This is a genomic window from Dickeya ananatis, assembly GCF_019464615.1.
In the GTDB taxonomy this organism is placed as follows: Bacteria; Pseudomonadota; Gammaproteobacteria; order Enterobacterales; family Enterobacteriaceae; genus Dickeya; species Dickeya oryzae.
The window spans coordinates 252,602-276,913 of record NZ_CP040816.1; the positions used below are offsets into that span (position 1 = coordinate 252,602).

At 57.0% G+C, this 24,312-nt stretch carries 22 protein-coding genes; 12 read left to right on the top strand and 10 right to left on the bottom strand.

What is annotated here, in order from left to right; translation table 11 throughout:
• The 3 genes from FGI04_RS01080 to FGI04_RS01090 form a co-directional block, all read right to left on the bottom strand.
• Positions 1-1,422: a sodium:solute symporter family protein gene (locus FGI04_RS01080; protein WP_407337272.1), complete on the bottom strand. Its 1,422-nt coding sequence runs from the start codon at positions 1,420-1,422 to the stop codon at positions 1-3.
• A gap of 37 nt (positions 1,423-1,459) precedes the next feature.
• Positions 1,460-2,344 (bottom strand): dihydrodipicolinate synthase family protein, encoded by an 885-nt coding sequence (locus FGI04_RS01085; protein WP_016940564.1) that lies wholly within the window; start codon positions 2,342-2,344, stop codon positions 1,460-1,462.
• A 124-nt stretch (positions 2,345-2,468) separates the two neighbouring features.
• Positions 2,469-3,605 (bottom strand): iron-containing alcohol dehydrogenase, encoded by a 1,137-nt coding sequence (locus tag FGI04_RS01090; RefSeq protein WP_407274044.1) that lies wholly within the window; start codon positions 3,603-3,605, stop codon positions 2,469-2,471.
• Between the two features lie 215 nt (positions 3,606-3,820).
• Between FGI04_RS01090 and dtnK the strand changes: the two genes are divergently transcribed.
• The 4 genes from dtnK (at position 3,821) to FGI04_RS01110 (ending at position 7,624) form a co-directional block, all read left to right on the top strand.
• Positions 3,821-5,107, top strand: a complete 1,287-nt coding sequence (dtnK, locus tag FGI04_RS01095; RefSeq protein WP_407321824.1) for a D-threonate kinase — start codon at positions 3,821-3,823, stop codon at positions 5,105-5,107.
• Positions 5,100-6,080: a D-threonate 4-phosphate dehydrogenase gene (locus FGI04_RS01100; protein ID WP_407337273.1), complete on the top strand. Its 981-nt coding sequence runs from the start codon at positions 5,100-5,102 to the stop codon at positions 6,078-6,080. The genes dtnK and FGI04_RS01100 overlap by 8 nt, the downstream gene beginning before the upstream one ends.
• A gap of 29 nt (positions 6,081-6,109) precedes the next feature.
• A complete protein-coding gene (locus tag FGI04_RS01105) occupies positions 6,110-6,934 on the top strand; it encodes a DeoR/GlpR family DNA-binding transcription regulator (RefSeq protein ID WP_407321822.1) in 825 nt (274 codons plus the stop codon).
• A gap of 192 nt (positions 6,935-7,126) precedes the next feature.
• Positions 7,127-7,624 (top strand): VOC family protein, encoded by a 498-nt coding sequence (locus FGI04_RS01110; protein WP_248589043.1) that lies wholly within the window; start codon positions 7,127-7,129, stop codon positions 7,622-7,624.
• Between the two features lie 55 nt (positions 7,625-7,679).
• On the opposite strand, the gene FGI04_RS01115 is transcribed toward FGI04_RS01110, so the two are convergent.
• The 4 genes from FGI04_RS01115 to FGI04_RS01130 form a co-directional block, all read right to left on the bottom strand.
• Complete coding sequence (locus FGI04_RS01115) at positions 7,680-8,246, bottom strand: LOG family protein (RefSeq protein WP_016940559.1); 567 nt, start codon at positions 8,244-8,246, stop codon at positions 7,680-7,682.
• A gap of 279 nt (positions 8,247-8,525) precedes the next feature.
• On the bottom strand, positions 8,526-9,404 hold the full coding sequence (locus FGI04_RS01120; RefSeq protein WP_038905622.1) for a metal ABC transporter substrate-binding protein: 879 nt from the start codon (positions 9,402-9,404) through the stop codon (positions 8,526-8,528).
• Between the two features lie 41 nt (positions 9,405-9,445).
• A complete protein-coding gene (locus FGI04_RS01125; protein WP_016940557.1) occupies positions 9,446-10,300 on the bottom strand; it encodes a metal ABC transporter permease in 855 nt (284 codons plus the stop codon).
• Positions 10,297-10,998, bottom strand: a complete 702-nt coding sequence (locus FGI04_RS01130) for a metal ABC transporter ATP-binding protein (protein WP_407337276.1) — start codon at positions 10,996-10,998, stop codon at positions 10,297-10,299. The genes FGI04_RS01125 and FGI04_RS01130 overlap by 4 nt, the downstream gene beginning before the upstream one ends.
• Positions 10,999-11,397: 399 nt before the next feature.
• Between FGI04_RS01130 and FGI04_RS01135 the strand changes: the two genes are divergently transcribed.
• Both FGI04_RS01135 and FGI04_RS01140 read left to right on the top strand, forming a co-directional pair.
• Entirely contained in the window at positions 11,398-12,333 is a 936-nt protein-coding gene (locus FGI04_RS01135) for an extracellular solute-binding protein (protein ID WP_342698651.1), read from the top strand.
• A gap of 6 nt (positions 12,334-12,339) precedes the next feature.
• Positions 12,340-13,101 carry a molybdate ABC transporter permease subunit gene (locus FGI04_RS01140; protein WP_407337278.1) on the top strand — a complete coding sequence of 254 codons (762 nt, stop codon included), beginning with the start codon at positions 12,340-12,342 and terminating at the stop codon, positions 13,099-13,101.
• 42 nt (positions 13,102-13,143) lie between these two features.
• On the opposite strand, the gene FGI04_RS01145 is transcribed toward FGI04_RS01140, so the two are convergent.
• The 3 genes from FGI04_RS01145 to FGI04_RS01155 are packed head-to-tail and all read right to left on the bottom strand — an operon-like array spanning position 13,144 to position 15,900.
• On the bottom strand, positions 13,144-14,037 hold the full coding sequence (locus FGI04_RS01145; protein WP_407321820.1) for a glucosamine kinase nucleotide-binding domain-containing protein: 894 nt from the start codon (positions 14,035-14,037) through the stop codon (positions 13,144-13,146).
• Positions 14,034-14,588 carry a glucosamine kinase gene (locus FGI04_RS01150; RefSeq protein ID WP_407337280.1) on the bottom strand — a complete coding sequence of 185 codons (555 nt, stop codon included), beginning with the start codon at positions 14,586-14,588 and terminating at the stop codon, positions 14,034-14,036. Before FGI04_RS01150 ends, FGI04_RS01145 begins: the two co-directional genes overlap by 4 nt.
• 4 nt (positions 14,589-14,592) lie before the next feature.
• Complete coding sequence (locus tag FGI04_RS01155) at positions 14,593-15,900, bottom strand: ABC transporter substrate-binding protein (RefSeq protein ID WP_407337373.1); 1,308 nt, start codon at positions 15,898-15,900, stop codon at positions 14,593-14,595.
• A gap of 543 nt (positions 15,901-16,443) precedes the next feature.
• Between FGI04_RS01155 and FGI04_RS01160 the strand changes: the two genes are divergently transcribed.
• From FGI04_RS01160 to FGI04_RS01185, 6 genes are read left to right on the top strand one after another with little or no spacing between them, the layout of a single operon-like run.
• On the top strand, positions 16,444-18,924 hold the full coding sequence (locus tag FGI04_RS01160) for a hypothetical protein (RefSeq protein WP_407337282.1): 2,481 nt from the start codon (positions 16,444-16,446) through the stop codon (positions 18,922-18,924).
• Position 18,925: 1 nt separating this feature from the next.
• Positions 18,926-20,029 carry a beta-galactosidase BglB gene (bglB, locus tag FGI04_RS01165; RefSeq protein WP_168366439.1) on the top strand — a complete coding sequence of 368 codons (1,104 nt, stop codon included), beginning with the start codon at positions 18,926-18,928 and terminating at the stop codon, positions 20,027-20,029.
• 46 nt (positions 20,030-20,075) lie between these two features.
• Positions 20,076-21,176, top strand: coding sequence for an ABC transporter ATP-binding protein (locus FGI04_RS01170; protein ID WP_407321818.1), 1,101 nt, complete (start codon positions 20,076-20,078; stop codon positions 21,174-21,176).
• A 14-nt stretch (positions 21,177-21,190) separates the two neighbouring features.
• Positions 21,191-22,192: a carbohydrate ABC transporter permease gene (locus FGI04_RS01175; RefSeq protein ID WP_012886108.1), complete on the top strand. Its 1,002-nt coding sequence runs from the start codon at positions 21,191-21,193 to the stop codon at positions 22,190-22,192.
• A 15-nt stretch (positions 22,193-22,207) separates the two neighbouring features.
• Positions 22,208-23,257 (top strand): carbohydrate ABC transporter permease, encoded by a 1,050-nt coding sequence (locus FGI04_RS01180; protein WP_016940550.1) that lies wholly within the window; start codon positions 22,208-22,210, stop codon positions 23,255-23,257.
• Complete coding sequence (locus FGI04_RS01185; RefSeq protein ID WP_342698659.1) at positions 23,258-24,295, top strand: LacI family DNA-binding transcriptional regulator; 1,038 nt, start codon at positions 23,258-23,260, stop codon at positions 24,293-24,295.
• Positions 24,296-24,312 lie beyond the last annotated feature (17 nt).

The window sequence follows — 24,312 nt, forward strand, 5'->3', positions numbered from 1 at the left end:
TTAGGCTCCAGAATGAGGTACGGATGGTTCAGCTTTCTGTCCGGCTTTGGCGGCTTTGTTGGGGATCAGGCGGTCAAGCGCCATCACCACGGCCGGTGTTGCCAGTGCAATGTACATGTTGTCGATGCCGAACGGGTTACCCATGATGTACCAGACGGAGGTGACGACACAGGACAGAATCAGACCGGCGTTGACGCCACGCGCACTGCTAAAGAACGGCAGGTAGAAGGCGACCATCGCCACCACGGAAATCGACAGACGAATGGCACGGGTAAAGAACGACAGTTTCAGCACTTCAGGCACCAGCAGCACGAACACCAGCGGCAGGAAGCCGATGATCAGCGAGAATACGCGGGTCATCTTGAATTCTTTTTCCGGCGTGGGTTTGCAGTACGGCACGTAGAAATCTTTCACGATCAGCGAGGCAATCGCCAGTGCAACCGTACTCACGCTGATAAAGATGGAAGCGACCAGCGAGGTGGTGACAAGACCTGCCAGCCATGGATTCATGTCCTGCAGGAAGATGGGCAACGCGTACAGGCTCTTTATTTCCGGGTGTACGAATTTGGCGGCGACACCGATGATGGCAATCGCAATGGCGATCGGCATACAGAACAGGAACGCAATCCAGGTTGCCCGTTTGGCAGATTTCTCATCTTTGGTGGAGGCGATAGCCTGAATCACAAACTGGGTACAGAAAATGGAGCCGATGGTACCGATAAGCCATGCGCCGATAGTGCTGGCACCGATACTGCCGTCCCAGGTCCAGTAGAATTCCGGCATCTTCTCGACCATCGGCGTGATGCCGCCGGTCATTTTCAGCGCCACGTACAAAATGATCATCACCCCAACGTATTTCAGACCGCTGTGGATCAGTGTGACGTAGGCTACGCCTTTGATGCCGCCGAAGTAGAAATAGAAGGTACTGACGATAGCGGTAATGAGAGCCGCCACTGGCAGACTGACTTTCAGCACGGTGGAGATGGCCGCAGCGCCGCTGACGTAGTTACCCACGTTAACCAGCAACAGCGCGTAGATCATGATGATGGAGATGATGTTCTTGGTGGTGTTGCCATAACGCTCGGCAATAGCCCCGGAAATGGTGATTTTCCCGGTGTTATAGATCTTCTTCACCAGAATCATGCCAAACAGCAGGAAACCGATAGCTGCGCCAATCACTGACCAGGAGGCCGCGATACCACTCTCAAAGGCGGCCTGTGACGTACCGACGGTTGATTTGGCACCGATAAATTCGGTCATCAGCAGGATACCGACGATAAAGGCTGGCAGTGCGCGTGAACCTTCCATGAACTCCGAGTTGGAGTTACTGCGCAGGCGCAGGGTCAACAAGGAGGTCAGCGCGATGTAGACGACAATTATCCCGACGATGATAAGTGTGTCTATCAGATCAAAATGGTTCATGGTTTTCGATCCTGTAGGAGTAAGGGTAGGTTCTCATTCACTGTGAGAACGGTTTAATAATGGTGCGAATGGTCTCTTCGTCTTGTGCTGAGAACGCAATCGGGTAGCGGCTGACGCCCACGTCCTGCCCCATCAGTACCAGCGCCTTTTTCACCACAGCAGGAGAGAAGGCTACCGCGTACAGCGTTTTACGCAGTTCACTCACCTGTTCCTGCGCCTGACGGGAACCGTCAATATCACCAGCATGGAAGCGGTGCCAGATTTCGCTGATAGCCTGTGGCGCGACGTTGGCCAGGCCGGAAATACAGGCGGAACAACCGTCAACAAACCCCTGATGAATCAGCGAATCCGGGCCATTGAGCACGTCGCAGTTCGGCATATCTTTCACGGCTTGCAGGAAACCGCTCAGGCTTTCGTAACTACCAGCGCTGTCCTTGATGCCAATAATGTTCGGGTGCTCGGCCAGCACCCGCACTGTTTCCGGTTGCAGCGTATTGCCGGTACGGGCCGGAATGTTGTACATGAACACCGGTACCGGCAGTGCGTCTGCCACCGCGCGGTAGTGGTCTATCAGTTCACTTTGTTTGAGCGGCACGAAATACGGCGTGATGACGGAAACGGCATCCACGCCCAGCGCGGCGATGCGTTTGCCGAGCTTGATGGTTTCACGGGTAGAGATTTCACCGATGTGTGCCACGACCGGCACTTTTCCGGCGGCTTCGTCCACGCAGGTTTCGGTGACGGCCACTTTCTCGTCGGTGTGCAGCACGAAGAATTCACCGTTGGTGCCGTTACAGAAAATGCCGTTGCCATAACGCATCTGGCGTTGAACCTGCTGGCGCATGGCGGTGGGGCTGAATTCCCCCTGATGGTCAAAAGGCGTGACGATCGCCGTCAGTACGCCTGTAATCGCTTTAGTCATCGTTATTGTTCCTCGGTCTTTTTCATTATCCAGAGCGACGTTGTTAAAACAGATGTTGTTAAAACGGATACGGTTGAAGCATTCACTTATAAATTTATTTAAAAACAACATGTTAGGGTGGTCGTTAAAACAGCGTTGAATAAATGGCGTGGACATCCTGCGCCGTCACGGTAGTCGGGACATTTTTCATCAGTCGCTGTACCTGCAAGGCGGATTCCACCAGATACGGCAGGTGATCCGGGCTAATGCCCAACTGTTGCAGCGACGACGGCAGATTCAGCCGTTTCACCAGCGCGGTGAAGTAATCCACCAGTGCGGCGGCTTTCTGTTCAGTGGAAAGTGACAGGTCGGCATCCGGCAGCAGGTCATAGGCCTGCGCGAATTTTTCCGCCGCGGCGTGCTGAACGAAGCGCATGCACGGTGCCAGCAGAATGGCGTTCGCTACCCCATGAGGAATGTGGTACTTGCCGCCCAACGGGTAAGACATGGCGTGGACCAGATGGGTACCGGAGTGGGCGATAGATGCGCCGCCGTAATAGGAAGCCCACAGCATGTTCAGGCGCGCTTCCAGATTAGAAGGTTCGTTCACCGCGGTTTCGATGTTGGCGAACAGTTTCTTCATGCCGATTAAGGCATAGTTGTCGGCCACCGGGTTGGCGATGGTGGCGGTAAAGCATTCGATCAGGTGACAGAGCGCATCAATGCCAGTTGAGGCAGCGATGTGCGCTGGCATGCTGGTGGTCAGTTCAGGTATCAGTGCCACATAATCCGGCAGCATCACCGGGGTGATAATCCCGACTTTGGTTTCTTTTTCCGGAATAGCCAGAATGGCGTTTGGCGTGGCTTCAGAACCGGTGCCCGCTGTCGTTGGGATCAGCAACGAGGTGGTGCGCCGCGTCGGTTTGCGACCTTCCAGCAGGCTATCAAGCGTGATGCCTTCTTCACCGGCGCACAGCAGCGACAGCAATTTGGCGACATCCAGTACACTACCGCCCCCGACGCCAATCACCAGATCAGGTTGGGTGGTGGGCAACTGTTGCAATACCGCAGCCACATCGTGCTGGCTGGGTTCGGCTGGCACGTTATCAATCAGGGAAAGGTGCGGCACACTGTCTTTCAGTTGTGCGATCAGCGCCTGAACCCCAGCCAGTCCCACGATGTTCCTGTCCGTCACCAACAGTACGTGCTGCCTGCCGCGCAGGAGGTAGCCCAGATCCTGGAGTGCCTGATAACCGCTGATGAGGGTGCTGTTGATATTCATACTGGTACCTTGTCTTTTTGCTGTGACTTCAGCTGGATAGGTCTGATTTTTTTCAATCACATTTCTGTGCTGTGATGGAAAAAAATCGTTTTGCTCGCATTGTGTGGGGTAATTTATAGGTGAAATTGGTTTTGAATAATTTGATGTTGCTCACATATAATCAATCATGATTCAATATAATCATTTTCAGGTAATCGGACTGATGGAGAATGGGTATGCCGGACGGGCGTGAACTCACCCCAATCATGGTGGTGGCAGATGACTTCACGGGTGCGAACGATGCGGGCGTCGGTCTGGCGCTGCAGGGGGCACGGGTGAATGTGATGTTTGACGTCACGGCTATCCATACCGGACAGACGGATGATGCGTTGGTGGTGAACACCGACAGCCGTGCTGTCACGGCTTCCGTGGCGGCGGAGCGTACCGCACGGGCGGTGGCGTTGTGGCGTAAAACCGGCGCGCGCGGTTGGATCGTTAAAAAGGTGGATTCGACCCTGCGTGGTAACCCCGGCGCAGAAATAGAAGCGGCACTGAATGCGGCGGATCTGTCGCTGGCATTGATTGCGCCTGCTGCTCCAACGCTGGGGCGCGTTACCCGTGATGGGCAGGTATGGGTGCATGGCGTGTTGCTGACGGATACCGAATTCGCCAGCGACCCGAAAACACCGGTACGTTCAGCATCTATCGGTAAACGGCTGGCGGAGCAAACCCAACTGACTCAGGCGGCGTTGCCGCTGGACGACGTGCGTAGCGGCAATCTGTCGGCTCGACTGCAACAGCTCAGTCATAGCGGTGTGCGGCTGGTGGTGCTGGATGCCGAGAGTCAACAGGATCTCGACCATATTGTTGCGGCTGCCGCCCAATTAGCCGAAAAACCGCTGCTAGTCGGGTCTGCCGGGCTGAGTGAGGCGCTGGCGCAGCATCTGTCGTTTCCGGCACCGTGCCGGTCGTTGCTGGCGGTGATTGGTTCAATGAGTGAAATTGCTCAATTGCAGATTAATGCCGCCGGTCAACGCCCCGACGTACGGTTAATCGATGTCGATATCGCCGGGTTACTGACGGCGGATGACGGTCTACTGGTGCAAATCAGTCAGCAGGCGGCGGCCGTGTTAGCCACCGGGCAGCACTGTGTGCTGCGCACCTGCCGTGATGATAATCAGCGTTTTGAGGTGGACAGTCTGTGCCAGCGCTACGGCATGAGCCGTCAGCAACTGGGGGAGACCATCAGTCGCCAGCTGGGTGAACTGACGCGGCGTATCGTGCAGCGTCAGCGACCGGGCGGGCTCTATTTATCCGGCGGGGATATCGCCATTGCGGCCGCGACTGCGTTACAGGCCAGCGGATTTCATATCAAAGGACAGATTGCTTCCTGCGTCCCCTGGGGACGTTTGCTCGATAGTCTGGTAGGCGATATTCCCGTCATGACGAAAGCGGGCGGGTTTGGCGATGAGGCCACCCTGCTGAATGTATTGCGTTTTATTGAGGAGAGCGTGTGTGAGTAAAATTATTGCGGTAACTATGGGTGACCCGGCGGGCATTGGCCCGGAAATCATCATCAAGTCGTTGGCCGAAGGCGAGCTGTCCGGCGCACCGGCGGTGGTGGTGGGCTGCGTACAGACGCTGCGCCGTATTCTGGCGTTAGGCGTTGTGCCGCAGGTCGAGCTCAACGAAATTGAACGGCCTGCCGACGCACGTTTCGCTCCCGGCGTTATCAACGTGATCAATGAGCCGCTGGACGACCCGCAGGGCCTCAAGCAAGGGGTGGTGCAGGCGCAGGCGGGCGATCTGGCGTACCGTTGTGTGAAACGCGCCACCGAGCTGGCGATGGCGGGTGAGGTCCATGCGATTGCTACCGCGCCGCTCAACAAAGAGGCGCTGCACTCCGCCGGTCACCTCTATCCGGGGCACACCGAGTTGCTGGCGAAGCTGACCCACAGCCGTGACTACGCGATGGTGCTGTATACCGACAAACTGAAAGTGATTCATGTCACGACCCATATTGCCTTGCGTAAATTCCTGGATACGCTTAACCGTGATCGGGTCGAAACCGTGATTGCGATGGCGGATACCTTCCTCAAACGTGTGGGCTATCAGGCACCGCGCATTGCGGTTGCCGGGGTGAACCCGCATGCCGGTGAAAACGGCTTGTTTGGTGATGAAGAGATGACTATTGTCGGTCCATCCATCGAGGCGATGAAAGCCAAAGGTATCGACGCGTACGGCCCGTGCCCGCCGGATACGGTGTACCTGCAGGCATACGAGGGGCAATACGACATGGTGGTGGCGATGTACCACGATCAGGGGCATATTCCACTTAAGCTGCTGGGCTTTTATGATGGTGTGAATATCACCGCCGGGTTACCGTTTATCCGCACTTCGGCGGACCACGGTACCGCGTTTGATATCGCCTGGACAGGTAAAGCGAAGTCTGACAGCATGGCGATCTCCATCAAACTGGCGATGCAACTGGCCTGATATAATCGCGGATATGGAGCTTGTTGAAGATGTCGTGGGGTACAACATTGACTGATACGTTACGCGTAAATGGAGAACGAGTGAGAGGACAAAGCCGTCTTGATCAGATTCTGGATTATCTGAAAAGCCATAATCTGGTGACGGTGGATGAACTTGTGACGGTCATTGATGCGTCCCCGGCGACCATTCGCCGCGATTTGATCAAGCTCGACGAGCAGGGCGTCATCAGCCGTAGTCACGGCGGGGTGACGCTCAACCGTTTTATCCCTTCTCAGCCGACCACCAATGAAAAGCTGCAGCGCAGCCTGGCGGAAAAGCAGGCCATCGCCCGGCGGGCGGCGACATTGGTGCAACCGGGAAATGCGGTGGTGTTAGATGCCGGTACCACCATGCTGGAACTGGCACGTAACCTGACGCATCTGCCGCTGCGGGTGATCACCGCCGATTTGCAGATAGCGCTGTTTCTCTCTGAGTTCAAGCAGATAGAAGTGACGATTATCGGTGGACGTATCGACGATAGCAGCCAGTCCTGCATCGGCGAGCACGGTCGCCGTTTGTTGCGCAGCGTCTATCCGGATATTGCCTTTATCAGCTGTAACTCGTGGAGCCTGGAGAAAGGCATTACCACCCCCACGGAAGAAAAAGCGGGCATCAAACAGGATCTGGGCATGAACGCCAGCCGTCGGGTGTTGCTGGCCGACAGCAGCAAATACGGTGCTTACTCGCTGTTTTGCGTATCTGCGTTGAATGAACTGACCGATATCATCACGGACAGCGGCCTGTCGCCAGACGTGGAGCGTCAGTTACGAGGTCAACCCTTTATGCTGCAACTGGTGAGTGTAGAAAGCCGCTGAGCAGCGGCTTTCCTGTAGCTCTTTTTTCTTCATACCTTTTTCTTTACGCTTTTTTCTTGCGTATGCCTTCGCGTTTCGATGCTTTTCGGCTCATGCGCCCGGCGACTTTGGTTGCCGGAAATCGGCATATGTCCCGTCGTCATCGTGTGTCAGGATACGTGTTTATACCTGCAGGCAACTAAGGAGATGACGATGGGGATTACCCGCCTGAATCACGCGGTGCTGTATGTGTCCGACGTGGAGAAAAGCACCGCATTCTACCGTGATACGTTAGGGTTTCGCCCCAAGCCGGGCGGCAGTCAGGCCGTATTTACCCAGGCGGCGGAGTCGGATAACGATCATGACCTGGCACTGTTCGCCAAAAATCTCGGTCAGCAGCGGGCTGGCGTGTTTCGCGCTCGCGGCGAGCAACCCGGCGAACATGAGCCACCAGCGGGCTTGTACCATTTGGCCTGGGAGGTGGATACGTTGCATGAACTAAAGCGGATTCGTGACCGGCTGGCGCAGGACGGTCGGCTGGGGCTGGAGGAAGACCACGGCGTACATAAAAGCGTATACGGCCACGATCCGGATGGCCTGCTGTTTGAGGTCACCTGGTTTATTCCTGCGGATCAACTGACGCCTGCGGATCGTAACGCACGAGGCATTCAGCCGTTGGATTTCGACAAAGAACTGGCGCGTTTTGGCTAACCGGGTATGACGGGCATAGGCTGAGGCATCTCAGCCTATTCAGCCTATGTGCCGCTTATTGATCCCATTTGGCTTTGGGCGGCTGATAAGACAGCGCTTTATCCCACACCGCTTCGGGGCTGTCTGAGACGATCAGCATGTCGAGGTAAGCCTGCTTCATGAAGCCATCGCGCACGGTGCGGGCGACAAAGTCGATAAAGCCGTCATAGTAGCCGTTAACGTTGAACAGGATGCAGGCTTTGTGATGCAGGCCCAACTGCGCCCAGGTCCACTGTTCGATGATCTCTTCCAGCGTACCGGCACCGCCCGGCAACGCGATGAAAACATCCGCCAGTTCAGCCATTTTCGCTTTGCGCTCATGCATGTCTTCGGTGATAACCAGTTCAGTGAGCGTCGGGTGCGCCAGCTCCTTGTTCACTAGATGCTTAGGGATAACCCCGGTTACCTGACCACCACAGGCCAGTGCTGTATCCGCCACCAGTCCCATCAGGCCTACTTTGCCACCACCGTAGACAATGCCAGCGTTTTGGCTGACCAGATAGCGGATGAGGGATTGCGTCTGTTGCTGATAAATCGCGTTGTTACCGGGAGCGGAACCGCAAAATACGCCGAACTTCAACATAGTATTCCTTCTGTGACCTGAGTTGATCGATGCTGTCTGTCAGATGACGGCGGGAGCAAGTGTGCTATGCCTTCGCACGATGAACCGGAGCGTTATCGCGCTATCAGCATAATCGAAACCGGTATGAGGGGCTATCGGACGATAATCAGATTGGATAAGTAGATTGGATAACAAGCAGATAGTGAGTGAGGCGCTGGAACGTGGTGCCGTGATAAGAGGCGGGTTACGGGTTGCCCGGCGAGACCGGGCAACCTGATAACGACTTCCTTACTTACTCGCTTACTTCATGCCAGCCGCGATGGTATCGACATTGTGTTTGAACGCTGCCGTGTAGGTGGCGGCGGGGCCGTTGCTATCGGTCAGCGCTTCCGGGTAAAGCTCGCCACCCGGCTGTGCGCCGCTGGCATCGGCGATTTGTTTCACCAGACGTGGGTCGGTCTGGTTCTCGATAAAGTACAGTTTCACGTGTTCTTTCTTGATCTGATTGATCAGTTTAGCCACGGTTTTACTGCTGGCTTCCGACTCGGTGGAGTAGCCCACCGGCGACAGGAAACGCACCCCGTAGGCGGCAGCGAAATAGCCAAACGCATCATGGCTGGTCAGCACTTTACGTTTCTCTTTCGGGATGGCGGCAAACGTCTGGGTGGCGTAATTATCCAGTTGCTGCAACTGCTGGATGTAGCTGTCGCCCTGTTTACGATAATCGTCGGCGTGCTCCGGGTCTGCTTTGACCAGGGCACTGACAATGTTATGGGCATAGACGATGCCGTTTTTCATGCTGTTCCAGGCGTGCGGGTCGGTGATGGTTTTCCCATCTTCTTCCATTTTCAGTGTTTTGATGCCATTAGAGGCGGTAATCACTTCACCTTTGTAGCCCGAGGCTTTCACCAGACGGTCCAGCCAGCCTTCCAGCCCCAGCCCGCTGACAAAGACGACGTCCGCCTGTGACAGGGTTTTGCTGTCTTTCGGCGACGGTTCGAATTCATGCGGGTCACCATTCGGTTGCACCAGATCGGTGACGTGAACGTATTGGCCGCCAATCTGGCTGACCATATCGCCCAGCACCGAGAAACTTGCCACCACATTCAACTCTTTTGCCATTGCCAGTGGACTCAGTAACAGGCTGGACAGTGTCATAACCAAAATGGAACGTTTCATCTTTTCCCCTTCATCTCGTTGCCATGCAAAACCATGATGTGTCAGCGACGTGTGCGTAACATGCCGCCATTAGAGCCAAACAGTACCGAAAAGCAGAAAAATAGCGTGGTGGTGAGAATGACCGCCGGGCCTGCGGGCAAATCCGCGTAATAAGACCAGGTCAGCCCCACCAGACTGGCGCAGGCACCGATACCCACTGCTGTTAGCAGCATGATGGGCAGACGTTGACTCCAGAAACGGGCGCAGGCGGCCGGTAGCATCATCATGCCGACGGCCATCAGCGTGCCGAGTAACTGGAAGCCCGCCACCAGATTGAGCACCACCAGCGACAAAAACAGGCCGTGGATCAATGCCCGCGAGCGGCGCGACAGAATTTTCAGAAAGGTGACGTCAAACGACTCGATCACCAGCGCCCGGTAGATCAACGCCAGTACCAGCACCGAACAGGAACTGATGGTGCCGATGGTGATCAGTGCGCTGGCGTCGATAGCCAGAATAGAACCGAACAGCACGTGCAACAGGTCGACACTGGAGCCGCGCAGCGATACCAGCGTGACACCCAGCGCCAGCGATCCGAGGTAAAACCCGGCGAAACTGGCGTCTTCTTTCAGTTCGGTATGGCGGCTAACCACGCCAGACAACATGGCCACCGCCAGCCCGGCGATGAAACCACCGACCCCCATCGCGACCAGCGACATGCCCGATATCAGGTAGCCGATTGCCACCCCCGGTAACACCGCGTGGGACAGCGCATCACCGATCAGGCTCATCCGGCGCAGCAGTAAGAAACAGCCGAGCGGTGCGGCGCTCAGGGTCAGCGCCAGACAACCCACCAGCGCCCGACGCATAAAACCGAAATCACCAAATGGCTCGGTCAACAGATGCAGTAACGTCATGGCACCAGCCTCAGTTGCGGCGGTGTGGCTACGGCCGTGGGGGTATGCAATACATCGGGACTCTCACCCCAACGAGGGCCTTCTGCACTGAGCATCAGTACGCGGGGAAAGTGGGCTTCCACCTGTTCCAGGTCATGCAGCACCGCCAGAATGGTACGCCCTTCCTGATGCAACTGCCGGATAACGGCCAGCAGGGTGCGGGTAGTCTGAGCATCGATACCGGTAAAGGGTTCATCGAGCAGAATAACTGGCGACTGCATCACCAGCAGGCGGGCAAACAGTACGCGCTGTAACTGGCCGCCGGAAAGTGTGCCGATGTGCGCCGGTGCGAATTCCGCCATGCCGACGGTATCCAGCGCTTCGGTGGCTTTTTTTCGCCATGCACCGGAAATACGACCGAACATCCCGCAGTGCGGGACGCACCCCATCAACACCAGGTCGTTAACGCTCAGCGGAAACTGGCGATCAAATTCGGTCAGTTGGGGCAGGTAACCTAACTGGCGTCGTGCCTGCGGTGCCATACAGAAATGGCCGCCCAGTGGCGGCAACAGACCGGCCAGCGTTTTAAGCAAGGTGGATTTGCCTGCGCCGTTCGCGCCGATAATGGCGGTCAGCGAACCGCTGTCAAAGCATCCATCCAGCGTACCCAGTGGAGGCTGGCCCGAATAACCAAATATCAGTGAATGTAATGCGATCATGCCAGTGCCACCGCCCAGGAAATCAAACCCCATAACAGCACCAGCAACACACCGGCGATACCCAGCCGGGCCACAGCGGAAAAAGCGTAAAGACTGGTCACAGTATCCTCCATCAGAATCGTTATAATATAACATAACGATTTTATGCCAGTCGATGAGAGGTAAGAAAATGTGTCAGGGCCTCTGTGGCGCCGGGGGATGAGGCGAGCAGGCTGGCAGAGGGCGTCAGGTTAGCGTTTGAGGGGAGATATGTTGCTGCTCACCCTTTTTTGGCCTGTCACGACAAGGCGGGTGAGTAACGTTGCGGGATTACATATTTTGTCGCATTTTATTTTTTCACTTTGCCACATTCAGGAGGATTCTCGTTGTGCATTTTTTTATATAGCGAATGGAGTGAGTGTGAGCAAGCGAATAGCGTACCCGTGCGTCGCCGTGCTGGTGGCGACATTATTGGCAGGCCAGGCGGTACAGGCGCAGGATAAAATTCAGCTAACCTACGCCGGGTCGATGGGTGTGGTAATGGACAAGGCGTTAGGGCCGACGTTTGCCCAACAACAGCATCTGACCTATCAAGGGCAGGGGCAAGGCGCATATGGTATGGCGCGTCTGCTGGCCAGTAAGAAGGTGGTGGCGGATGTGTTCGTGTCTATTACGCCGGGGCCGATGCAGATCCTGAAAGACGCCGGGCTGATTGACGAGGCGATACCGGTTGCCAGTACCCGCATGGTGATTGCCTATAACCCGAAAAGCCCGTTCGCTGCCAGACTGGCCACCTCGGATAAGGCCCAAAACGGCGACTGGCTGGCGGTGTTGCAGGACAAATCGCTGAAATTCGGCCGAACCGACCCGTATAACGACCCGCAGGGGCAGAATATCGTATTCACCATGCTGCTGGCCGAGAAGTATTACCACCAGCCTGGGGCGGCGAAAAAAGCGCTCGGTGAGGTACAGAATCCGGCGCAGGTGTTTATGGAAGGGGGATTGCTGACCCGGCTGGAGTCCGGCCAGATCGACGCCACCTCCGGTTATGAAAGCGCGGTGCGTTCCGCCAAACTGCCATACGTGACACTGCCTGATGAAATCAACCTCAGTAACCCGGCGATGTCGACACAGTGGTACGACACTGTGAGTTTCACTATCAAGGACAGTGCCGGCAAGGATCAGGTACTGCACACTCAGCCACTGGTGTTTTACGCTGCGGTGCTGAAAAACGCACCTGATGCCACGCAGGCCCGACAATTCGTCAACTTCATGTTAAGCCCGCAGGGGCAGGCGCTATTTCACCAGAACGGCTATGACGTACCGAAAGGGACGGCGCTTTACGCCGCGAAATAGCCGACGATGACACTCTGGCTGGCGATACCGGCTCTGCTGCTGTTGGCGGTACCGTTTGTCACGCTGCTCGGCATTACTCCCTGGCATCATTTTCAACTGGCATGGGGCGATGGCGATGCTATCGCCGTTTCCGTTGGCCTCGGTTTGCTGGCGATAGCGTTGGTTATCGTGCTGGGGCTACCGGTGGCGCTCTGGCTGGCACGTGCGAGCCGTTCTCGCCGTCGCTGGCTGGTGGAACTGTTGGTGATGATCCCGCTGCTAACACCGCCGCTGGCGATGGGGATTCTGCTGGTCTCGGTATACGGGCCGTACAGCCCTATCGGCGGGCTGTTATCTCGCGTAGGGCTCGCGTTGGTCAATAATCCGGCGGCGTTCGTGGTCGCGCAGGTATACGGCGCTTTGCCGTATTTCATTACTGCCGCCCGCTCTGCTTTCGCCACTATACCGCCCTCGGTGGACGAGGCCGGGCGTATTTTGGGGGCGAACGCCTGGCAACGCCTGATCTACCTGACCATGCCGCAGGCCGCCTCTGGTCTGGCAGCGGCCGTTGCGATTGCCTGGGTTCGGGCGATGGGCGAATTCGGTATCGTGATGATTTTCGCTTATTTTCCGCAGGGTATTCCGGTGAAGCTGTACATCAACCTGCAAAACGACGGGGTCGATGCGGTGTATGCGTTGGTGTGGCTGTTGCTGGCGATGACGTTACCGCTGCCGTTGCTGTGCCTGCGCTGGGCAAACCAGCATCAGGCGCGAGATATACCGGTGTAACCTGTGATATTGCCCGAACTGGCATCAGGCATCACGAACGCATCAGGTATAGAGCGCGTAACCGTGCAGCGCAATCAGCCGTGCGCCGTCCAGTGCATCGCCATCAGGTGGAGACAGCCGTTGCTGCCAGTTTTCTGTCAGCCAGGGGCGAATATGCAACCCGATGCTACCCATCAGCGACAGGCGCGGCAGGTCATGGGCCGCTACGGCAGCCAGCAACCCTTCCACCTCGCGGGCGGTCTGTTGCAGCAGGCTGATTGACAGCACATCGCCCTGACGGGCGCAGTCAAACACCGGCCGGGCAAAACGGGCGTAGTCGCCCGGCCTGGCTTGATTCAGCCAGGTCGCGGCGTCCGCGTCGTTATCAAACGGCAGCGCCTGTTGCTGACTTAACGCCGATGGCGTCGCCCACCCTTGTCTGACACCCCACAGGTGTTGCAGGGCCGCCAGCCCGAGACGCGCGCCGCTACCCTGATCGGAAATCGGAAATTCATGGCCGCCGTAGGCGGTGATGGTGCGTTGATGCCAGGCCAAACCGCAAGAGCCGGTGCCAGCGATCACGACGCCTGCGTCGTTCCCCCGGTTCACCGCCAGACAGGCACCCAGCGCATCAGTATTGAGCACCTGTGCGGCATCGGGAGAAGGCAGTGCCAGAAATGCCTGATAAGCGCGGCGATGTTCGGCACCGGCCAGCGCCAGGCCAACGTGTAAACGCGCGCGATCCTGTGACGGTAGCCCGCTGTGCTCCAGCGCCTGCAACAACGCCTCATCCACCGCGTGACGTACCGTTTCCACGCCCAGTAACAGATTGGCGCGACCACCCACACCCTGTCCGAGCGGTGTGCCGTCAGCCCGATAAATGCGCGCCCGACAACCGGTGCCGCCGCCGTCAACACCGGCATAAAGTGCTTCCCCGGTATAAGGTGTGGCGGTCATGAACGGGCCTCCTGAGTCAGGTAAGGCAGACACGCCGAGGCCAGCGCACCGCTAAAGCAGACTTGCTCCGGCGCGTGTTCTGCGATGTCTGGCAAGCGCAACAGTAGCGCCAGCTCGTGGGCGCAGCGTTGTAATAGGGTTACGGCCAGCGGGTCAGCAGGGTGGGCGAGGATATCGGCCGCCAGCGTGGCGTAGTCACTGGCCTGGGCCTGCTTTGACCACTCGACGACCTGCTCAATCTGGTGATTGAAACGGGCAAACAAGGTATTGACCAGCGGGGTGAGCGGTGTCATGCCCTCGACGGCTTGCAGCATGGCTTGAACGCCCCACAGCCCAAGCCGCGCCTGACTGGCCGGGTCGCCCACGGGAAACAGGTTGCCGCCATAGTGTTGCAACCGACCCTGCCGCCAGCATAGCAGCCGGGTGAAGGTGCCGGTGACAACCAGAAAGCGGTCTTCATCCGGCCACCGTTGCTGGCAGAACGTGTATTCCGTCTGCCAGTCAAACGGGACGTCACCATTGAGCGGCAACGGAACCAGTGGATGTGTCATACCGTTACTGTGCTTTCTGTTGCTGCCGGTTGGCGGCAATCGTTTGGTTAAGCCGTTTCACGTCGTTTTCCGTCAGGCGCAGATACTCGTCGTAGGAAACCTGATTGTTCAGGTACTGCGTAAAGCGGGTCAGGATAATCGGGTACAGTTCATTGCCGCCCAGACTCTCCATTTTTTCCCAGTCGAAGACATACGCCGGGATTTTGGCGATTTCGGCACGTGCAGTATTCAAGCCGTCGATCACGTGCTGATCCTTGGTCTGATAGTGCAGATCGGGAATATCGGCACCGACGATAATATTAAAGCGCTCGGCGATTTCACGCTGAATGGCATCGCTACCCAGCCACTCCATGAATTCCGCCACTTCTTTCGGATGCTTGCTGGTTTTGAACGGCATAATAAAGGTGGCACCGCCCATTGAAATGCACTTTTCCTTGCAGGGGGCAGGGAGCATTTTCCAGTCGAAGCCGTTGCCGATTTGCTTGCTGAACTGGTTTAACTGCCAGTTGCCGGAGAAATAGGTGACGATGTTGCCGTTCACAAAGTCGTCCGCCATGCTCTTGTATTGTCCACCGCCTGCCGCTCCCCACATTTCACGCGGGAAAATCCCTTCGTCTGACCATCGTTTCAGGTCCTTGATCCACGCCTGTGCGGCCGCGTCGGGGAAGTTAATCAGGCCATCTTTGTCGTAACGGGCACCGTAGGAATACGCCGGGCCGGAGAAACGAAAGCCACTGCGGTCAATGGTAAAAGGAATGGCGACACCGGTTTTGGCGGCGACCTGTTTTGAGGCCTGCATCAGTTGTTCCATGGTGTAACCCGGTTGCGGCAGTGGCACACCGGCTTGCTGGAACAGCGTCACGTTAACGAACGGTAAGTCGGCCGTCCAGGAGGCGACAAAACCCGGCAGGGCGTTGTCTTTGTGCACCCCTTTGATACGCATGATTTTTTCAATACCAGCACCGTAGCGTTTTTCAAATCCGGTCGGGTCAGCCAGATAAGGGCGCAGGTCGAGGGTGTAGGAGAGCAGGCCCATCTGGGTGGTTTTGGCGATATCCGGCCCCAGACCGGCAGCCAGTTGCATCGGCAACTGGGTTTGTAGCGCGTTATAGCCGGTGCTGACAAAATTCACGTCAATATGATCGTTATGTTGTGAAAACGTCTTCACCTTCTGTTCCATGAAATGGACCAGTTCCGGGTCGTCATCGCTGTATAAAAAAGTAATCTGTGTTTTTTCAGCGAAGGCATGGCTGCTGGCAATGGCACCCAACGTCATGAAGGAAAATAACAGTGCGTGCTGATAGCGATTCATCATTCTCTCCCACCCATTATAAATAGCTGACCCGTCATGGGTCAGGTTGCAGGTGCATTGGCATTATTGACCGATGATTCCAGGTATATTTCGACGACCCTGATACGTGAATGCAAATTTGCATGAATAAGACATTCAGCGGCTTATCATGAACAAAAATGATGTTCTTTTCTGTGAAGCATATTAAATATATTTCGATAGTACGCTGAGTCAATGTCTTTTTGTGATAAGAATCGCATATTGTTCACGCGATAATTTACTCTATAATGCAAAAATACGATGTTAAGTGCAAATTGCCTAATTATGCAAATTTGCATTGATTGCGTGCTTATACTGAGCCGGGTAGTGAAAAAGTGTCGTAAAATGGCAGTAGAAAATAGCACTGCGCCAAATAATGGCAGAGGGGCGCACAGTAATAGTGCAAATAACCACAACAGTGCAAATAAATACCTTCAGGTATTTCTGAGTTATTAGTTTTTTCTTATTGAGTAATACGTTTTCGCTATTTCATTTATACCTTCAGTACGGTAACAAGGAATCGCTATGAATATCGGTTGGGTGTTAAAGAAAAATAGTGTGATTAACCGGTTTATGATTACCGAGCTGGAGGAAAATGATTATCCTGCAGAACCGGATACGTTACCGGATAATGTTAACTATCGTTTTATTAATGGCTTTGTCGATGTCGGCGTATTGCCTTGTCGGGTGCGTTTTCTGCGGGAAACGGCACCTCGTGCGATTAGCCTGCCGGAATCATTGCGTTTTCACACGCTGTGGAGCGGTGGCGATGACAGCCAGTCCGTTAATTTCAGCGACTTCTGGCCGTGCCCCGCCCATGTGCAACGCTTCGCCCGTTGCTATGTGCATAGCGACAGCCTGCAAGCGGCCCCTTTCCTGCTGTCTACCTGCGGTGGCGTGACCGTATGGCTCAATGGCGAGCAGATTTGCCGTTTCACGCCGTTTAGTCGCAATACCGAGCAGCAATGCGAACTGACACTGCCTTTACAACTGGGGCTGAATACGCTGGTGGTACATGCTGAAGAACTGTGTGAGCGTGATACCGATTACCTGTTCAGCCTGCGCTATGTCGGTGAAAGGCCGTTGCGCTGGCAGGTTGCGCCGGATGCGGCCTGTAGCGAGCGTATGTGGGCGTTGGATCGCTGGCTCAACAGTCTGTCGCTGGTCGATAACCTGACCGACGGCGATGTGCTGGCCCTGCGTGCTGATACACCGCTGACGGAGACGGTGGAACTGCACCACCATTTGCTCTGCAACGTCAACGAATCGGTGCCCCCCTGGCAGCAGCAGTCGACACTGGCGGCGGGGAATACCGGCTGGCAGGTGACACTGCCGGATGGGCTGGTGGGGTATTACGATGTGGTATGCCGTGTCGTGTGCCACGGCATCACCCTGACGCGCAGCCTGAGCTTTGGTCGTTTGCCGACGCAAACGATGTCGATGCACACCACGCCCGCACTGTCGACGCTGGTGGCCAGACGCGATTACCTGTTACGCCACATCGCTTTGCACGGTTTCGAGCGCATCGGTCGGGTGCTGGCCGCCTTTGCCACCGGCGAAGGGACAGACCGTATCATGCCTGCGCTCAATCAGGCGCTGCATAAAATCAGTCGCCGGGAAGACTGCGCCGATTTTCAACTGGTGCCACTTATCTGGCTGTGGCAACGCTATCAGGGGCAGCGACTGGCGGCCCATGACTGGCGGCGCGTGCGCAGCGCGATTCTGGGCTTTCGTTACTGGATAGACGAACCTGGCAACGACACCATGTGGTTTTGGAGCGAAAACCACTGTCTCTGTTTCCATGTCGCGCAATATCTGGCCGGGCAAAACTTTCCTGATGAGGTGTTCGTGTGCAGCGGCCGTCGGGGGCGCGAACAGCAGGCTATCGCCCGTCAGCGCCTGGACAAATGGTTTGACGCCATTCTGGAACACGGGCTGGTGGAGTGGAACTCCGCGGCGTATTACCCCATTGATCTGATTGGGCTGGTGGCGTTAGCCGAACTGGCCAGCGATGACAGCCTGCGCACCCGCGCCCGCACGGTGATTGACCGTATTATGCTGATGACCGCCTGGGTACACCAAAACGGTGTGGCGGTTGGCACCATGGGGCGGGCTTACGATAAAGAGCTGCGCTCCGGCATGTTGACTGAATTGTCTGGGTTGTGTGCGCTGGTCTGGGGCGAAGGGTGGCTGATTCCGCATTGTGCTGCGCTGCCGCTGTTGTGCCTGAGCCAGTATCAACCGCCCGATGAAACGTACGCTATCGCCCAGTGGCAGTCACCGCAGGGCGCGCAGGCGCGCTGGGTGCAGGGGCTGAACCGCAGTGCCCGCGTCATTGCCTGGAAACAGCCGGATGTCGCGTTTTCTTCCGTGTTTGATCACCACCCTGGCCAGCCGGGGCATCAGCAGCATGTGCTGGATATTCGTCTGGGTCGTCATTACGCCGCCCGGCTGTGGGTTAACCATCCCGGTGAAGATCGCCCCGATGGGGTACACCGCCCGTCGTACTGGGCAGGGAATGGCCGCCTGCCGCACGTGATGCAGCATCGTAATCGTGCCTGGATGATCTTCGATTTGCAGCAGGATCTCCGCCGCTGGACCCACCTTTACCTGCCGCGCACCGCACTGGACGACGTAGTGGTGGAGTCGCACTGGTGCTTTGTGCGTGGTGGTAACGGCTACGCGGCGCTGCATAACCCGGCGGGGCTACAGACCCATACGCCGGATGGCGGGCAGCCGGATAGTGAATTGCGCGCTGTGGGGGAACGCAACGTCTGGTACATCGCGGTGGACAGCGGCCAGGGTGCGGCGGATTTTCAGGCGTTTATCGCGCGTTTCCGCCACCGTCAGGCGCAATGGGCGGATGACGGCGGCGTCGCGTTTGACGACCCGGAATACGGCCTGATGCACTGGCATCCCGCACAGGGTTTTACGGTTAATCATCATCCTTTCATCTTTCCCGACACGGTGTCGGTAATGCCTGAGCGTACCGAGGAGGATCGGTAACATGACAACACAATCAATAAACAGATCCGCTGACAGTCAGCCGATCGATGCGCTGCTGGACAAGGTCGCACTGGCGTTTTGTCGCCTGAAGGCTATCAACAGCGTGACCGATGGCGCACCTGCCCACGAGACGCTGACCATCCAGTTTGAAGAATGGGACTGGGAGGTGGGCGTCGGGCTGTATGGCTTTTGGAAACTGGCGCGCCAGCGGCAGGATAGCGCCATGCTGGCGGCGCTTGAGCAGTGGTATGAGCAAAAATTACAGGCCGGGTTGCCGCCACGGCAAATCAACTCCACGGCACCGATGCTGGTATTGGCATTGTTGTGTCGTGATAACCCCAAACCGCACTGGCTGGCAGCGGTGGCGGAGTGGGCCGACTGGCTGCTGCATTCCTTGCCGAAAACCGAAGACGGTGGTTTCCAGCATACGGTGAAAGAACGCCCCAACACCGGACAACTGTGGGACGACACGTTATTCATGGCCGGGCTGTTTCTGGTGGTCAGCGCCGGGGTGCTCAAACGTCGTGAACTGCTGGAAGAAGCGGAATACCAACTGTTGACCCACGCCCGCTATCTGGCCGATGCCACCACCGGGTTGTGGTACCACGGCTGGACGTTTTTGGGCCGCCATCATTACGCCGGGGCATTCTGGGGGCGTGGCAACGCCTGGGTCACGCTGGTGCTGCCGGAGATGTGCTGGCTGACGGATTCGCCCTTGTCGGCACCAGTGCGCCGCACGCTGGAGGCGATCCTCACCCAGCAGACCCGTGCGCTGGCGCTCTGTCAGCACGAGTCCGGGTTGTGGCACACGCTGCTCAACGATCCAGACTCACCGCTGGAAACCTCCGCCAGCGCCGGTTTTATCGCCGGGATCCTGACGGCGCGTCAGCTTGGCATGCTGGCAGACTTCCCGCAGGCGGTGCTGGATAAAGGGCTGGCGGCGGTGATGGCGCAAATCGATGAACAGGGTGTGGTGCAAGGGGTGTCAGACGGCACCGCGATGGGCCACGACCTGCAGTTTTATCGTGATATCCCCAATGTCGCGGTGCCTTACGGGCAGGCGCTGGTCATGCTGATGCTGCTGGCGCAGCGACATTCTGTTTGAAAAACAGAGCTGGGTTTGAAAACAGAAACAGGTTGAGGAAACGGTGATGGCGAGTCTGGAACTGAAGAACGTCCATAAAAGCTATGGATCAATACAGATTATCAAAGGCGTGGATCTGACGATCCGCGACGGGGAATTCATGGTATTCGTCGGGCCGTCCGGTTGCGGTAAATCCACGCTATTGCGGATGATTGCCGGTCTGGAGCCCATCACCGATGGCGATCTGTGGATTGGCGATCGCAGGGTTAACGATCTCAGCCCGGCGGAGCGGAAAATCGCGATGGTATTCCAGTCTTACGCGCTGTATCCGCATCTGTCGGTGCGCAAGAACCTGGCGTTCGGGCTGGAAAACCTGCATTTCCCGAAAGATGAAATCGAGCGGCGCATTGAAGAAGCCGCCCGCATGCTTGGGCTGGAGCCGTATCTGGACCGCAAGCCACGGGCGCTGTCCGGCGGGCAACAGCAGCGTGTCGCCATCGGCCGCGCCATCGTGCGCGACCCGGACCTGTTCCTGTTTGACGAACCCTTGTCCAACCTTGACGCCAAACTGCGGGTGCAAACCCGTGGCGAACTGACCCGACTGCACCAGAAGCTGCGCACCACCATGATTTATGTCACCCATGATCAGGTTGAGGCGATGACCATGGCGCAGCGCATCGTGGTGCTCAACGGCGGACGTATCGAACAGGTGGGGACGCCGCTGGAGCTGTTCCATCGCCCGAGAAACAAGTTTGTGGCGGGTTTTATCGGTTCGCCGCGCATGAATATGTTCCGCGCCACCATCAGCAGCGCCTCGGATGACGGCGTGGAGGTTCGCTGTCCCTCCGGCACGCTGTTGCGCCTGCCGTTTCGTGGCGAAGAGGGAAAAACGGTGGATCTGGGCATTCGGCCGTCGCATTGCCAACTGGTGAGCGAGCATGACGAGGGGGTGTCGTTGTGCATCGACCGCTGCGAAATGATGGGGCATGAAACCTTCATCTATGGCCGCTGCGCCGGTATTGAAGATGAGATCATCGTGCACCTGCCGGGGCATCACGAATTCCGTACTGCGGAACTGGTGTTTGTCCGCTTCCCGGAGGCCTATTGCCATCTGTTTGACGCCGAGAGCGGCCAGACACTGCCGCGTCTGACTGAACAACTCGCCTGATTGCGGAGACAACCATGAACCGAAAATCGCTGATTCAGCCCGGCTCATCGCTGGTGGATACCCTGGTCACACCGGTGGAAAAGTCCGTCAACCTGCTGCAAAAATTCGGTGGTCGCCGGGTGATGCCGTGGTTTTTTATCGCACCGAACATGCTGCTATTCGCCGTGTTCGTGTTTATTCCGATCCTGCTGGCGGTGTGCTACGCCTTCACCGGCGGTACCAACATCCTGCTGTGGGACCGGCCCTACGTCGGGTTGCAGAACTTTTCCACCCTGTTGAGCTGTGAGCAATATACGGTGCCGTCGACCTGCGAGCAGGATCTGTTCTGGACCGGCATTTACAACACGGTGTCGTTCACCTTTTTTAACGTGACCTGCACGCTCGGCGTGGCGCTGGTCACCGCGCTTATCCTCAATCGCAAGATCATCGCTCGTGGCTTTTTCCGCGCCATCTTCTTCTATCCGGTGTTGCTGTCACCGGTGGTGGTGGGGCTGGTGTGGCAGTGGTTTTTGAACCGTAACGGGTTGCTGAATCTGGTGTTGTCGTCACTGGGTGGCCAGCCGGTCACCTTTTTGCTGGAGCCATCGCTGGCGCGGTTTTGGGTGGTGTTCGTGTCGGTGTGGTTTCACGTTGGCTTTTATACCCTGATTCTGCTGGCCGGGTTGCAGGCGATCCCTCGGGATATCTATGAAGCGGCGGCGGTGGACGGCACCTCACGCTGGCGCGGTTTCTATATTCTGACGTTACCGTTGCTGGCACCCAACATTCTGGTGGTGGTGATCCTGCTGACCATCAACAGCGTGCAGATTTTCGATGAGGCCTGGGTGCTGACCAACGGCGGTGGGCCAGGGACTGCCAACAACTTTATTGTGCAGTACATCTATCAGACCGCGTTTTCGTCTAATGCGTCACTGTATGGGCTGGCATCGGCGGCTTCGGTGTTGATGGGGCTGGTGCTGATGATCCTGACGGCGTTGCAGTTTCTGCTCACCCGCCGTCTGGAAGGCAAAAAATAACCGGGAGTCAGCGGCATGAAGATCATCACGTTTCTTACCCGTACCCGTTATCCGGGGCGGATTCACATCACCGACATCATGAGCTGGGTGTGGTTGGTGGTCGGTACCTTGTTGGTGTTGATTCCGGTGATGTGGGCGGCGATGTCATCGCTGAAAACACCGGCGGAAATCAACCGCTTCCCGCCCAGTTTTCTGCCGGAGGCCGCCAGTACCGTTACGCTGCCAGACTACCCGAAACCACTGGAGCTGTGGCAGGCGAAGCAGGACGACGGCAGCAGCAAAACGCTGGCGATGGTGCGGCGTATCGGTTTGCTGGCACAAATGGTGGACCCGAAAGCGCCGCAAGAGGTGGTGCGGGTACCGGTGCAGAACCTGACACCGCAGAAAACCCTGCATCTGGAAACCGATAACTACACCACGCCGTTGTCGAAATTCCACTTCGCCACCTACCTGAAAAACACCGTGTTCGTGACGGTGATGGCGACGCTGCTGACGCTGCTGCTCAGTTCAATGGCGGCCTTCGCGCTGGCGAAATACGAGTTTCGTGGGCGCGGCACGGTATTAACGCTCTTTTTATCCACCATGATGATCCCGCTGTCGGTGGTGATGGTGCCGACCTTTCTGGTGGTGATCGGACTGCGGATGGGCGATAACCTGTGGGGGGTGATCATCCCGACGATCGCGACACCCACCGGGGTGTTCCTGCTGCGCCAGTACATGCTGACGATCCCGGATGAGCTGATCGAAGCGGCGCGTATTGATGCCGCCAGCGAATTTCGCATTTACTGGAAGATCATTTTGCCGCTGACCGCACCCGCGCTGGCGGTGCTGGCGATCTTCTCGGTGATCTGGCGCTGGAATGACTTCCTGTGGCCGCTGATTGTGCTGTCCAGCCAGGACAATTTTACGCTGCAAATCGGTCTGAATGCGTTTCAGGGGCAGTTCTCGGTGCAGTGGCACTATATTCTGGCGATGACGATGCTCTCGCTGTTGCCGGTGACGGCTGTGTTTGTGTTCCTGCAGAAATACATCACCACCGGTATTGCTAACACAGGAATGAAATAAATGACGACGCTCAAGGATATTGCCGAGCGCGCGGGCGTATCGATCAGTACGGTGTCACGGGTGCTGAACGGGACCGCGCCCATTAGCGCCAGCGTGCGCCAGCAGATTATGGCGATTGCCACCGAACAAGGGTATCCGCTGCATAAGACGGGCAAAACGCTCGAGGCTCCAGACCCGCTACGCCATATTATGCTGGCCACACCGCGTAATCTGATGCTGGAAAGTGATATCAATCTGGTGTCGCTGACGTTGATCAACCGGCTAAAAACCCTGTGCCAGCAGCGCAACATCCAACTGAGTCCGTTTGTCGGCGAACCGGACAGCATCAACGAGCAACAACTGTTACAGGCGCTGCGTGCTGGCAAGGCTAACGCTATTCTGATCGTCAATGACGACCACCCCACATTGCTGAACGCGGTGGCGGAAAGCGGCGTACCGGCGGTACTGATCAACGGTGAAGACCCGACCATGCGGCTTAACACCGTGATGCCCGCGAACTACTATGCGGCGACGCAGGCGGTGCGTTATCTGATAGCTCAAGGACATCGCCGCATCCTGCACCTGACCTGGCCTTCACGCCAGACTATCCGCGAGCGCGAGCGTGGTTATCGCAGTGCGCTGGCGCAGGCTGACATTGCGCTGGATGAGCGCCTGATTCTGTCGCTGCCGGATTTTCAACCACTGACCGCCCGTGACGCGCTGCTCGACTGGCTGGTGCGCCATCCAGACAGACTGGGCGTGACCGCTATCTTCTGCGCTGCCGACAATCAGGCCATTGGGGTGACCGACGCGCTCAACCAGCACGGCCTGCGGGTACCGGAGGATATCTCGGTGATGGGGATGGACGACATCCTGCCGCTCGACATGTTGCCGCTGTCGCTCACCACGGTACACCTGCCATTTGAAGAGATGGCGCGTGCGGCACTGCACCTGCTGACTCAACAACTGCTGCCCACACAGGCCCTTGGCCTCGCCCAGCGCATCGAACTGGCCGGTCACCTGGTTATCAGGGAATCGGTGCGGGGGCAGATATCGTAGGTCATGTCGTTATGCCT